This is a genomic window from Granulosicoccus sp. 3-233 (assembly GCF_052681095.1).
Genome location: NZ_JBQYLE010000001.1, coordinates 389,387 through 402,594, shown reverse-complemented (window position 1 = coordinate 402,594; position 13,208 = coordinate 389,387). Strand labels below are relative to the sequence as shown.

The window sequence follows — 13,208 nt, the reverse complement described above, 5'->3', positions numbered from 1 at the left end:
GAGAAGGAAAGAGAAAGCTCATGTTCAAAACCATCAGCAAGACCGCCGCTGCACTGGCCATCACCAGTGTCCTTGGCGCACCGGCAATGGCCGGAGACCTGTCCATCATCTTCGATGACCTGAACCCGGCACCCAAGGCCGGCTTTGAAGCCGCTGTCGAGAAGTTCAAGGCTGCCAACCCCGACATCAATGTCACCGTCAGCATCAACGACCGCGAAGCTCACAAGACAGCCATTCGCAACTTCCTGAGTGCAGAAGCACCGGATGTGACATCCTGGTATCCCGGAAACCGCATGGCACCTTTCGTCAACGCCGGTCAGTTCGAAGACGTCTCCGATGTCTGGGAAGCGGAAGGCTTCAGCGACAGTCTGGCCTCCACCAAATCCGCCATGACCATCGATGGCAAGCAATGGGGGGTTCCGTACACCTACTACCAGTGGGGCATGTACTACCGCTCGGATATCTTCGCCGAGCACGGTATCGAACCACCCAGAAATTGGGAAGAACTGCTGGCAGCCTCAGCCAAGCTCAAGGAAGCCGGCATCACGCCCATCACCATCGGCACCAAGAACCTGTGGCCAGCTGCCGGTGTCTTCGACTACCTGAACCTGCGCACCAATGGCTACGATGTGCATAACGACCTGACAGCCGGCAAGATCAAGTACACCGATCCACGCATCGTGGCGGTATTCGAAAAGTGGAAGGAACTGGTCGAGCCCGGTTACTTCATCGACAACCATGCCACCATGAGCTGGCAGGATGCAATGGCTGCCTTCATCAAGGGTGAAGCCGCCATGTATGTCATGGGCAACTTTGCCGTCGAGTCCATGCGCGATGGTGGTCTGACCAACGACCAGATCGACTACTTCCCCTTCCCCGAAATCACTCCCGGCGTCGCTCGTGCCGAAGAAGCGCCTACCGATGCCTTCTTCATTCCGGCCAACGCCAAGAACAAGGAAGATGCGCGCAAGTTCCTGGCATTCATCGCCCAACCGGACATCCAGACTGAATGGAACGCGACCATCGGTCAGCTGCCCATCAACAAGAACTCTTCGGTTGGAGACGACAAGTTCCTGCAGAAGGGTTTCGAGACTCTGAGTTCTGCCAGCGGTCTGGCACAGTTCTTCGACCGGGATGCACCGGCGGAAATGGCCAAGGCCGGCATGGAAGGCTTTCAGGAGTTCATGATCAAGCCTGAGCGCCTGGACGACATCCTCAAGCGTCTGGACAAGATTCAGGCTCGCGTCTACAAGTAGTCGCGACGTCGGCACCTGACAGCAGGTGCCGATCCACGTCGTGCCGATCCGGTGGGCCACAGGAGGTGGCTCACTACAACCCTGAACCAGCACTGCAAGATCTAGCCAGGGCCACGTCACCGCATTGAGGAAAACTGTTCATGGCAAGCAATAACGGGAATGCCGCTACGCTCGATACGCCACCCGCCAAACGAAGCTGGCTGCACAAGAACCGCATCAAGATGGCCCCGTGGCTGTTTCTGGCCCCCGGACTGATCTTCTTTTTCATCTATGTCATAGCGCCCATCTTCGAGTCCATCTGGATATCCTTCTATGCCTGGGATGGTCTCGGGCCCAAGGAATGGGTGGGCATGGGCAACTATGTCGAACTGATGGATGACGATCGCTTCTACACCTCGCTGGTCAACAATGTCTGGTGGCTGGTGTTGTACATGCTGGCGGTACCCGCCGGATTGGGCATCGCCCTGTTCCTGAATCAGACCGTTACCGGCATACGCATCTACAAATCCCTGTTCTTCTTTCCCTTCGTCATCTCGCAGGTGGTCGTGGGTCTGATCTTCACCTGGTTCTACAACCCCGATTTCGGCATCGTCGGCATTGTCTGGAACTTCTTCGGTGCCACGCCTCCGGCCATTCTTGCCGATGAGGACCTGGTGACCTTCGGTATCATCCTGGCAGGTCTGTGGCCACAGATTGCCTACTGCATGATTCTCTATCTCACCGGCCTCAACAATGTGTCTCCCGATCAGGTAGAAGCCGGCAGGCTGGATAATGCCAAGGGCTGGAAGATGCTCTGGTACATCATTCTGCCGCAGCTGAAACCGGCCACTTTCATCGCCGTGGTGGTAACGGTCATCGGTGCCCTGCGCTCCTTCGACCTGATCGCCATCATGACGCAGGGCGGCCCCTATGGCTCCTCCAATGTTCTGGCCTACTACATGTTCGAAACCGCGCTGTCGGAATACGGCTTCCGCTACGGCTATGGCTCAGCCATCGCCACGGTTCTGTTCCTCATCATGCTGGTGTACATCAGCTTCTTCCTCTGGCGCATGTATCAGGACGAGAAAGGGTAATCGCTCATGTTTCCAAAACCGATAGAAAACTCATCCGCCGGTGTGCGTACCGGCTACCAGATCATCCTGCCGATCGCGCTGTTCATCTGGCTGCTGCCGCTGCTGGCGATCTTTCTGACCTCCATCCGGCCGGCCATCGACATCAACCAGGGCAATATCTTCGGTATGCCGTCGGATTTCCTGCTGATCGAGAACTACGCGGCAGTCTTCCAGCAATCCAAGGCCGGCATGTACCTGTGGAACTCGGTACGAATCACCATTCCCACGGTCATCCTGGCCGTCGGTCTGTCCTGTCTGACCGGCTATGCCCTGTCCGTGTATCGCTTCAAGTGGGCCGTGCCGCTGTTCTTCGTGTTCGTGGCCGGTAACTTCGTGCCTTTCCAGATTCTGATGGTGCCGGTTCGCGACCTGTCCGTGAACACCGGCCTCTACGATACGGTGAAGGGCCTAGTGCTGTTCCACTCGGCCTTCCAGCTCGGATTCTGTACGCTGTTCATGCGCAATTTCATCAAGGCCCTGCCCTATGAACTGATCGAGTCCGCCCGTATCGACGGCGTCGGTGAATTCAAGATCTTCTGGTATCTGGTACTGCCACTGGTCAAGCCTGCCATTGCCGCACTGTCCGTGCTGATCTTCACCTTCATCTGGAATGACTTCTTCTGGGCCACCGTGTTGATTCAGGGTGATCATGCACTGCCCATCACAGCCGGTGTTCGTGCACTCAACGGCCAGTTCGTCAGCCAATGGCAACTGGTATCCGCCGCGTCCCTGCTGGCAGCCATCCCACCGGTGCTGATGTTCTTTGCCATGCAGAAGCACTTCATCGCCGGCCTCACTCTGGGTGCCACCAAGGGCTGAGTTCGATCCGCCGGACGGCGTCTTGTCCGTCCGGCAACTCTCCTGCGTTATCATGGCCGATTCGTGCGGCACGCCTTCAATGTCGCGCCACAGTCCAATCCTGATACCACGCCATGAACAATGCCACTTCCGACATTCGCATCGAATCGATTGTCGCCATGCAGAGCCCGGCCGAACTCTCCGCCGACTTGCCTCTGCCCGATGAGCAGGCTCTTGCCATAACTGCCACCCGGCAGCGCATAGCCGACATCATCCACGGTCGTGATCCACGCCTGCTGGTCGTCATCGGCCCCTGCTCCATCCATGATCCGGTTGCGGCCATGGATTACGCCGGCCAGTTGAATGAACTGCGCGAACGTTACAGGGACTCGCTGGAGATCGTCATGCGGGTATATTTCGAAAAGCCCCGCACCATCATCGGCTGGAAGGGACTGATCAATGATCCGAACATGGACAACAGCTTCCAGATCGACGAAGGTCTGTACAAGGCGCGCAAGCTGCTGCTGGACCTGGCGGCCATCGGCATGCCCGCCGGCTGCGAATTTCTCGATGCCGCCACCGGGCAGTACTATGCCGATACGGTCAGTTGGGGCGCCATCGGCGCACGCACCACCGAAAGTCAGGTCCACCGGGAAATTGCCTCCGGACTGTCCTGCCCCGTGGGCTTCAAGAACGCCACCAGTGGCGATGTCGGAATTGCCATCGATGCCATCCAGGCAGCCAGCCACCCCCATGCCTTTCTCAGCCCCACCAGCGAAGGCCGCATCGCCTTGTTCAGAACTCGTGGCAATGAGGACGCTCACCTGATTCTGCGTGGCGGCAAGACCCCGAATTTCGACACGGCCAGCGTCAAGGCAGCCAGCGACAGCCAGCAACAGCGGGGCATTTCCCCGCGCATCATGATCGATTGCAGCCATGGCAACAGCCTCAAGGATCACAAACGCCAGCGTCTGGTAGCCGCCGATATCGCCGCTCGCCTGCCCGCCGAGTCATCGCTGATTGCCGGTCTCATGATCGAAAGCCATCTGGTGGAAGGCAAGCAGAGCATGGCACCTCCGGCAGAACTGACCTATGGGCAAAGCATCACCGATGCCTGCATGGGATGGCAGGATACCGACGAGACACTGTCAATGCTCGCATCAGCCATGCAGCAGGCAATTTTCGGCAAGCCCTTCACCTCGACCTGAACTCTGTGACACACTCTGTGTGTCTGTTACGTGCAATCGGGCCGGCCCCGTGTCACTCATGAATACATCCGCAACCGACCCTGTGTCCGTTAACTGCTATACCAGCGGAATACAGGTGTTGTGGAGCGAAACGGCCAATACGGATCAATTGTGCAGCCGTATTGGTGATATTGCCGACAAGCAGGATATTGCGATTGCCATCATCTGGTTCTCTGCCAGTCGGCATGCGCCTGAACAACTGGTCACGGGGCTGCGCCAGCGCAGTCCGACGCTGACTTTCTGCGGATGCTCTACCAGTGGAGAAGTCACACCCGATGGCATGCAGGAACAGGGATTCATCGCCGTCCTGCTTCCCGCCCGCTGGTTCAATGCACAGTCCGTCGTGATGCAGGATGCAGCCAGCCTCGGCATGGAGAATATCGCGGGAATCACTGCAGAACACAGAAAACGATTTCTCGACACCCTGCCCCACCCTGACGAGACTCACACGCAATTCGCCCTGTTGCTCATCGATGGCTTGTCGTATTCGGAAGAAACCGTCACTGTCGCCATCGATCGAGGACTCGACGGCATACCATTGATAGGCGGTTCCGCCGGTGATGACCTCTTGTTCGAAAAAACCTGGCAGATCAGCAATGACCAGGTAATGTCCGGCGCTGCCATTCTGACGTTGATCGATTGCCAGCTGCCCTTCAAGCTGTTCACCAACAACAACTTCGCGCCCACCGAACACAAGCTGGTAGTCACCGAGGCTGATCCGGATCTGCGACGGGTCAGCGAATTCAATGCCGAGCCGGCCGCAGTGGCCTATGCCAACGCCATCGGCATGAGCCCCGAGGAACTGGATTCAGGTAGCTTTGCCTCTTACTCCGTCATCGTTCGATTTGGGGGAGAACACTACAGCCGCTCGATCCAGCAACTCAATGAAGACATGTCATTGACGTTCTTCTGCGCCATCGACAACGGCCTGGTGATGACCGTTGCTCGATCCGAAGGCATGGTTGAGTCCTCCCGACAGGCCATCGACGCACTGGAACAGGAAATCGGCCCCATCGATCTCATTGTCGGATTCGACTGCATTTACCGAAAGCTCGATGCCCGGCATCGCCAGACAACCCATCGCATTGCCGAGCTGTACAGGGAAAAGCGCTTCGTGGGTTTCAATACCTACGGCGAGCAATTCAATTCCATGCACATCAACCAGACCTTCACCGGTATCGCCATTGGCACACCGTCCGAGTCGAGTCCGGAAGATGAATGTCACCACGAATGATGGTGCGAATGGCGGTTCTCACCGTATCCTGGCCCGACACATTCGGCAGGAAAGCCGATTCCGGAGCCGGCATCATGACCGGCTCCGGTTCCAACACTGCTTAACGTGACGCCAGACCTTCCGGCACCTTGAATACCCAGACGGATCCACCCTGGTTCAGGTAACTGACCACCTTGGCAACCTCGCCGCCCCACAGAGGCACAGCACCACCCCAGCCGGTCACGATCGCAACATACTGCTCACCGTCCTGTTCCCAGGTAATTGGCGAGGAGACGATGCCGGTGCCGGTCTGGAACTTCCAGAGCTCCTCGCCGGTCTCGTCATCAAAGGCCTTCAGATAACCTTCCGGTGTACCGGTGAAGACCAGACCACCGGCCGTGGTCAATACGCCGCCCCACAGTGGTGCCTTGTTCTTGTATTCCCACTTGATCTCGCCACTGACCGGATCCATGGCCTTCAGAGAACCGATGTAATCATCGAATATCGGCTTGATCGTGAATCCGGCCCCCAGATAGGCTGCACCTTTCTTGTAGGTGACCGGTTCGTTCCAGATATCCATGCCCCACTCATTGGATGGAATGTAGAAGTTGCTGGTCTTCTGCGAATAGGCCATCGGCATCCAGTTCTTGCCACCGAGAAAACTGGGCACGGCGAAGATGGACTTGCCTTTCTTGCCATCAGCACTTTCCGACGGATTTCCCGGACGGTTTTCCGGGTCGAACAAGGGAACACCGTTCTCGTCGATACCCTTGGCCCAGGTGATATCCTGCACGAATGGTGTGGCTGAAATGAATTCACCACTGGTTCTGTCCAGCACGTAGAAGAAGCCGTTGCGATCGGCAGTGGCGCCGGCCTTGATGAGCTCACCATCCTTTTCCATGTCGAAGGAAATGAACTCGTTGACGCCATCGAAATCCCAGCCATCGTGAGGCGTTGACTGAAAGCCCCAGACGATTTCGCCATTCTCCGGATCGATCGCTATACGTGCAGAGGTCCACTTGTTGTCTCCCGGACGCAGATAGCTGTTCCAGGGCGCCGGATTACCGGTACCGAAATATGCCAGGCCTGTGTCCGGATCGTAAGTACCGCCCAGCCAGGTTGCGCCACCACCGTTCTGCCACATGTCCCCGGCCCAGGATTCGTTCTTCACCCCGGTCATGGTGGATTCTTCACCATTGAGTGTTCCCATGTGCCCTTCGATGGTAGGTCGGGACCAGACCAGCTCACCGGTATCGGGGTTCCTGGCATCCACCTGGCCGACGATACCGAATTCACCACCGGAATTGCCGGTCAGTATCAACGGTCCATGTGCCTTGGTCGGCACGATCAGAGGTGCTGCCGTATACGAATAGCCCGCTTCGTAGTCGCCCAGCGTCTTGCGCCAGATGACCTTGCCGGTCTTGGCGTCCAGCGCCACGATCTTCGCATCAAGCGTTCCGAAGAAGACCTTGTCTCCCAGGATGGCAGCTCCGCGGTTGACGACATCACAGCAGGGCAGGATGCCTTCGGGCAATCGGGCATCGTATTGCCACAGTTCCTCACCCGTTGCAATATCGATGGCCCACATGCGACTGTAGGACCCGGTGACATACATGACACCGTCCTTGATCAGAGGCTGTGACTCCTGTCCACGCTGCTTTTCTCCGCCAAACGAAAACGACCAGACGGGATAGAGGTTCTTGATGTTGTCCTTGTTCAGTGTCGCCAGCGGACTGTAGCGTTGTCCACGCGGCCCGAGACCATAGGAGACGATATCCTCGCCGCTGGCCTGATCGTTCATGATGTCCTCGATGGACACCTCCGCTGCGGCTACCGTATTGCAGAACCCTGCAACACTGATGGCCAGGGTACCGGCAACAGCCAGCATGGTTGGTCTTCGCTTCATTCGCTACTCCTAGTATGGACTTCAATGCCTGCATCGAGACGGGAAGCACAGTGTTGTATTACCAGAGCTCCAGAGACACCGCACCGCTGATTCAGCAGTCTAGCCAAGTTGCCGTGCTTGCCATAGTGGACAAAGGTACACTTTGCCCGCCGAATATCTACTGGCTGATCTCTATAACGGGATAGAGTGCATCTTCAAGGGAGGGATACAGATGCACGACGGATCGTTCGTACTCGCTGCGCACCACTCCCAGACCTTCGAAACGCGCGGGTATGGGCAGTGCCATGGCCTCGTTCATGGTGAGACCCCGCATGACCGAATCACTGATACTGCCATGCAGCCAGTCGATGTAATCACCTGTCTGCGCCAGTGATTCATCCTTGTCATCACTGGGCCCGTGACCCGGTATGAGCAATGACTTGTCGATGCCGGCAAGCGTCTGCAACGATTCTCGCCAGCTGTCGATATCCGCATGCGGAGTCGTCGGCGCACGATACAGAAAGGCGAGATCGCCTGCGAACAACACACCGGTGTCATCATCCCTGATGACAAGGTCACTGCTGGTATGACCCGAAAGATAATACAGCGAGAACCGCCGCCCTCCCACATCCTCCTGGTCGGCTTGCAGAGCAACCGTGGGAGCCACCGCATTGGTACCCCGCATCCAGTCTCCCAGCAAGCGGTACATGTTGTCGGCAAAGCCATTACCCTCCAGGGCAATGTTGTCGATGACCTGGCGAGGTGCGGCAATGAGTGATGCATCAAAGGACTGGTTGCCCAGAAAATGATCCGGATGATGATGCGTGTTGTAGACACGCAGTATCGGTTTGCCCGGCACGGTTCTTTCGATCAGTCTTCGCAGGGCATCCCCATATCGTTTCGAAGGGCCAGTATCGATGACAACGACCCCGTCCGGCACTTCCACGAATGCCACGTTGACGATATTGCCGCCGTTGTCCATGTTGAAGTATTCGGTGCGTCCCAGTACCGCCCAGGTACGGGATGCCACCTCCACGGCCATCAGATCGAAATCCAGTAATCGCGCATTGGCAGAACCACAGACGGCACATGCGCATCCACCTGCAAACCATTGCATGACCTGCCGACGTGCCTTCGAGATCGGTGCAGCGCTTGCCCTGCCCTGGCGGGATGGTTTGATCGTCATGGGCAGCACCTTCACAGTTCGGTGGCGGCGGGTACTTCCAGCGGGAAACGGAAGGTATTGCCTTCGGTGTCTCTGGAGGACACATGCAGAACCGACGCTCGAGGTCCGACCTTCGGTTTGAGCGTCAGCGTCGGATTCTCGCTGACAGGTTCGTACAGATCCAGTTCGGCAACGATATTGCCCTCATCGTCCCTGACCGCCAGTTCATTGAGGTAGAACGCCGGAATGCCGACAGCCAGTCCGGTATCCATGGGATGACGCATGCGCAGTGTCATGCGTGCCGTGCTGTCATCATCGCGGCCCGCATGAGCGCGTGTCTCACCCAGTGTCTGCATCCAGTTGCTGTTACCGTGTGCCGCTGCGGGCGCAGTACAGCCGCCACCGGCCGCATCGACGATGGCCCCGGCCACATGCCAGACGCCATCAGCCGTGCGAACACCTACATGAATCGGGGACGTCTGCTGCAATTTGAGCCGGAAACCGATGAAGGGCAGCGCATCGGCAGGACGCAGACTCATGATCAGCGGAATCGGGTTCAGATCGGCCACGGCCACGATTTCCACCACGCCTTCCAGAGCCGTGGCATCCACAGTCACCGGCACATGGAACTGGTTCTCGGCTGCCAGCGGTGTCATGAGCTTCACACGCTCATCAAAAACGATTTCGCCGTCGGGCATGAAACGTTCAGCCATGGATTCCCACATGACGGAGTTCAGAGGATCCGGTGGCAACTGCCTTGCCATCAGTGAACTACTGATCAATATCATGCATGATGCAACCATGGCTCTTGCAATCTGTTTCATGCGTACGCGCCTCATGGCAATTCTGCTGGCAACCACTCTACCCCATAGCTGGCATAGAGCTTCTTCATGTCGCCCGATTCGATCATCTCGGTCAGAACATCCCCCAGCGCATAACCCAGATCGCGACTGTCGTGCTTGACCGCAATGCCGATGGGCCACCCGGTTCTGACAATTCCCGGCATGGGTGGCTGGACGATTTCGGAATCGATATCGGGGGATTCCTGCGCCACCCATTCCATCTGCGCCCGTGAACCGAGCAGCGCTCCAACCTCGGTACTGGTATACAGATCCTGTGCATCCCTGAAGGTGCGACCACGCCGAATGCTCTGCAGCAACTGACCACGAAAGGCATTGGACAGAAAGAAGTCTCCCGCCGTATCCACTTCCACCGCAATGGGGCTGGAGACGAAACGCCCGAAGGTTTCGACAGCGGGATGCATGGCACGGTTGAAGATCAGCGCCATCTGCTCCTGAAAGTACGGTGCCGTCAGTACCGCCAGTTCATTGCGCACATCCACTTCGCGGTCATAGGGCACATGCATCATGACATCGGCATACTTGCCGTAGATCAGGTCACCTTTCCAGATGTTGACGCGCAGATCGTCGTCCAGGTTTTCGTCCGCACCCCGAATCAGGAACTCGACATCCACTCCCAGACTCTCCGCGAAGCGGCGCCCGATATCCACATCGATACCCCGCGCCTCTCCCGAATCGTCCTCCCAGGAATAGGGGGCATAGTCGCTGTAGGCAAACACCACCAGCTTGCCGCTGTCCACGACATCATCCACTGGCCGTGCCTGCAGCGCGGGCGAACACAACCCGACTGCAAGCAGGCTAGATAATGCAAGATGTCGCAGATGCTTACTGCAACCGACCATTCCCATTGCCAGCTATTCCGGACGAGGCTGGGTTTCAGTATACGAGCGTATGGCCCACATCGCCTCCTGGCTCAGAATGTTCTCGAACGGCGGCATCTTGTAGGCACCATTCTGCGAGTAGCCCTTGCGCACTCTTTCCATGAACCACTCATCGCCGAACTCCCCGTCTTCCAGCAGACGCAGGTCCGGGGCTATGCCGCCGGAAATCGCTTCCAGCCCATGGCAGCGGGCACAGTTGGTGTTGTAGGCAGACGACCCTATCGTCTTCGCCAGCTCATACTGCTCCCCGCCCATGCCACGATAGGGATTCTCCAGTGCGATCTCCTCGGGCAGAGCTTCCAGACCTTCGGTGTCCACGCCCTGAGGCTGCACATCACCATGACCCAGGCCCGTTTTCACGAGCATGAACTGAGATAACACCAGTACGGAAACCGCACCTGTCAACAATCGCTTTTTCATCGTAACCAACAACCCGTCTACCTGTGAAGAAGGTGGCAAGGGTAGCCCAAAGCGAGACCATCCCAAATGGTACTTTTGGAACCATCGCAAGACCCGCTTGCCGATGCCAGGCCCGCCCCCTGCCCGTGACGTTGGACTTTTGTACCACTGTCTCTGCCTCTGGCACAGCGCATACTATGGCGCATGCTGGATAGAACCCTGTTGATCATCGTCTTGCTGTTTGCCAACCCTGCAACCGGCGCGGAACGGTCTCTCGATGCCTATGACGTCGACCCGGAAACCGGCTTGCGCATGGAACGATATCGCGCACCGGTACCGGCAGACATCCCAGGCGGCCTGACACTGGCCACCGAGCAGCTGGCCGACATGCAGCGGCAGGGCACGGCTGTGCTGATCGATGTCCATCCCCCCAAGGGGCTTGGCCCCGATCCACTGGACGGACACTGGGTGACATCGGAAATACGCCAGTCCATACCCGGTTCGATCTGGTTACCCGAGGTTGGACGCGGCAGCCTGAGCCTTGAAGCAGAAGACTACTTCAAGAGAAATATTGCAAGACTGTCGCGGAACCGCCTGGATGCACCATTGGTCTTTTTCTGCAACGCAGACTGCTGGCAAAGCTGGAATGCGGCACGCCGCGCCATTGTCTGGGGTTACAGCGCCGTGTACTGGTACCCGCTCGGCACAGACGGCTGGCTGGAGGACGGAAGAGAGCTGACACGGATTCAGCCCGTGAACTTCTTCGACGACACCACCCCTGCCGTACCGGAAGAAGCAGCCTCCGTCGAGGAGGCGGATCAGCAGTTCTTTCCCGATTCCGCAACTATCCACCTGATTGACCGGCAAGGCGCAGAGCTTGCGCTCGGCACGGTCCGTTTCACCCCCTCCGATGCAGGCTTCAGCACCTTTGCGGTGGAACTGGACAGTGAACGTCTGGTGGATCAGTTTCTGTCCATGCGACCGTTTCGCTGTCTGACCGATCCTGCAGAATGGTTCTGTCACCTACCCTATCCGTACAAATTGCAAGGCAGAATCTCCGCGGACGACCTGACCGAGCTGGAATACCAGCTGCTGTTCATCTGGAAATCACCAGGCAGCTTCGGTATCGATTTCTGGAACGGCGTCTACTATCAGCTTGCCTGGCAGGACGATGGCAGCCTGCGAGGTACATTGCTGCAGGGAGATCTCAACGTGCTGGCTGACCCACCGCCGCCCTACAGCCACCCGATAGACCTGAATGAATTCACCACAGAGGATGCCCGAAGCCGCCGGTTCCCCTCGCTGTTCATCCGCCCATGAATGCAGATTCCGACAGGCACACCGATCTGGATGGCACCCTGACCGCCATGCAACAGCTCGGGGTCACTCTGGCTGATCAACTGGTCGGGCTCGAGAGTCTGATAGACAGGCTGATGATTGCCCTGCTCACGGGGGGACATCTGCTGATCGAAGGCCCACCCGGTGTCGCCAAGACCCGCAGCATCAATCGCTTTGCCCGATTGCTGGACATGAGCTTCGTCCGCGTTCAGGCCACGCCGGATCTGTTGCCGGCCGATATCACGGGCACCGACATCTTCCAGCAACACGGTGCAGAGTTCCGGTTCAATGCCGGCCCCCTGTTCAACCACATCGTATTGGTCGACGAAGTCAACCGGGCACCGCCCAAGGTGCAAAGTGCATTGCTGGAAGCCATGGGCGAACATCAGATCAGCACCAATGGGGTCACGCGTAAACTCAGGGAACCGTTTCTCGTCGCGGCAACGCAGAACCCGATCGAACATGAAGGAACCTATCCACTACCGGAGGCGCAGCTTGATCGTTTCATGTTCTTCGTCAATATCGACTTGCCCGGTCTTGAGCAGGAACGCAGGATTCTCGACCGGGTGCTGAGCGAGACCGATCCACTGGACAATCCCACCGAACCCACGGCCATTGGCAATGCCGATCTGATTCTGCGCGCCAGGCGCTGCGTACCACAGGTATTCCTGTCCGAAGCCGTACGTGACTATATCGTGCGCCTGGTTGGAGCAACACGCGGGCTCGGCGCCGGCGGCCAATCCGCCATGAACATCTCCCAGGCAGCCAGCCCTCGCGCCTCGATCAATCTGGCCGTTGCCTCACGCGCCAGAGCCTGGCTCGCCGGTCGGGAATTCGTCACGGTTGACGACGTTGTCGAACTGGCACCGGACATATTATGCGGTCGCCTCTCACTGGACTACCGTGCTCGTGCAGCCGGCGTCACCGCCCGTCAGGTTGTGCAGGATCTGCTGACATCCACCCCGCGGCTCTGATACCTGCCTGTCATGTCACCGCCGCCTGCCAACCCACGACACGAAGTACCTGCCTCCTGCCTTGTCATCGGCGTGAACTG

At 57.9% G+C, this 13,208-nt stretch carries 12 protein-coding genes; 7 read left to right on the top strand and 5 right to left on the bottom strand.

Annotation, left to right across the window (positions count from 1 at the left end):
- Positions 1-20: 20 nt before the first annotated feature.
- The 5 genes from ACUNV4_RS01820 to ACUNV4_RS01800 all read left to right on the top strand — a co-directional run bounded on the left by ACUNV4_RS01820 (position 21) and on the right by ACUNV4_RS01800 (position 5,647).
- The gene (locus tag ACUNV4_RS01820; RefSeq protein WP_430876774.1) at positions 21-1,256 is read left to right on the top strand and encodes an ABC transporter substrate-binding protein; all 1,236 of its coding nucleotides are present in this window, start codon (positions 21-23) and stop codon (positions 1,254-1,256) included.
- Between the two features lie 140 nt (positions 1,257-1,396).
- The gene (locus ACUNV4_RS01815) at positions 1,397-2,329 is read left to right on the top strand and encodes a carbohydrate ABC transporter permease (protein ID WP_430876773.1); all 933 of its coding nucleotides are present in this window, start codon (positions 1,397-1,399) and stop codon (positions 2,327-2,329) included.
- Positions 2,330-2,335: 6 nt separating this feature from the next.
- Positions 2,336-3,187, top strand: a complete 852-nt coding sequence (locus ACUNV4_RS01810) for a carbohydrate ABC transporter permease (RefSeq protein WP_430876772.1) — start codon at positions 2,336-2,338, stop codon at positions 3,185-3,187.
- A gap of 113 nt (positions 3,188-3,300) precedes the next feature.
- Entirely contained in the window at positions 3,301-4,374 is a 1,074-nt protein-coding gene (locus ACUNV4_RS01805) for a 3-deoxy-7-phosphoheptulonate synthase (protein ID WP_430876771.1), read from the top strand.
- 58 nt (positions 4,375-4,432) lie between these two features.
- Positions 4,433-5,647 (top strand): FIST N-terminal domain-containing protein, encoded by a 1,215-nt coding sequence (locus ACUNV4_RS01800; RefSeq protein WP_430876770.1) that lies wholly within the window; start codon positions 4,433-4,435, stop codon positions 5,645-5,647.
- 100 nt (positions 5,648-5,747) lie between these two features.
- Here the strand turns inward: ACUNV4_RS01800 and ACUNV4_RS01795 are convergent, their stop codons facing one another.
- The 5 genes from ACUNV4_RS01795 to pedF all read right to left on the bottom strand — a co-directional run bounded on the left by ACUNV4_RS01795 (position 5,748) and on the right by pedF (position 10,837).
- Positions 5,748-7,532, bottom strand: coding sequence for a PQQ-dependent methanol/ethanol family dehydrogenase (locus ACUNV4_RS01795; RefSeq protein WP_430876769.1), 1,785 nt, complete (start codon positions 7,530-7,532; stop codon positions 5,748-5,750).
- Between the two features lie 157 nt (positions 7,533-7,689).
- Entirely contained in the window at positions 7,690-8,697 is a 1,008-nt protein-coding gene (locus tag ACUNV4_RS01790) for a quinoprotein relay system zinc metallohydrolase 1 (protein WP_430876768.1), read from the bottom strand.
- Between the two features lie 11 nt (positions 8,698-8,708).
- Positions 8,709-9,500 (bottom strand): quinoprotein dehydrogenase-associated SoxYZ-like carrier, encoded by a 792-nt coding sequence (locus tag ACUNV4_RS01785; protein ID WP_430876767.1) that lies wholly within the window; start codon positions 9,498-9,500, stop codon positions 8,709-8,711.
- 11 nt (positions 9,501-9,511) lie between these two features.
- Positions 9,512-10,276 carry a substrate-binding periplasmic protein gene (locus ACUNV4_RS01780; protein ID WP_430876766.1) on the bottom strand — a complete coding sequence of 255 codons (765 nt, stop codon included), beginning with the start codon at positions 10,274-10,276 and terminating at the stop codon, positions 9,512-9,514.
- Between the two features lie 114 nt (positions 10,277-10,390).
- On the bottom strand, positions 10,391-10,837 hold the full coding sequence (gene pedF / locus ACUNV4_RS01775; protein ID WP_430876765.1) for a cytochrome c-550 PedF: 447 nt from the start codon (positions 10,835-10,837) through the stop codon (positions 10,391-10,393).
- A 183-nt stretch (positions 10,838-11,020) separates the two neighbouring features.
- On the opposite strand from pedF, the gene ACUNV4_RS01770 reads away from it, so the two are divergent.
- Together ACUNV4_RS01770 and ACUNV4_RS01765 are read left to right on the top strand one after the other, a co-directional pair.
- Complete coding sequence (locus tag ACUNV4_RS01770) at positions 11,021-12,136, top strand: rhodanese-like domain-containing protein (protein WP_430876764.1); 1,116 nt, start codon at positions 11,021-11,023, stop codon at positions 12,134-12,136.
- The gene (locus tag ACUNV4_RS01765; protein ID WP_430876763.1) at positions 12,133-13,128 is read left to right on the top strand and encodes an AAA family ATPase; all 996 of its coding nucleotides are present in this window, start codon (positions 12,133-12,135) and stop codon (positions 13,126-13,128) included. The genes ACUNV4_RS01770 and ACUNV4_RS01765 overlap by 4 nt, the downstream gene beginning before the upstream one ends.
- The last annotated feature ends 80 nt before the right edge of the window (positions 13,129-13,208 follow it).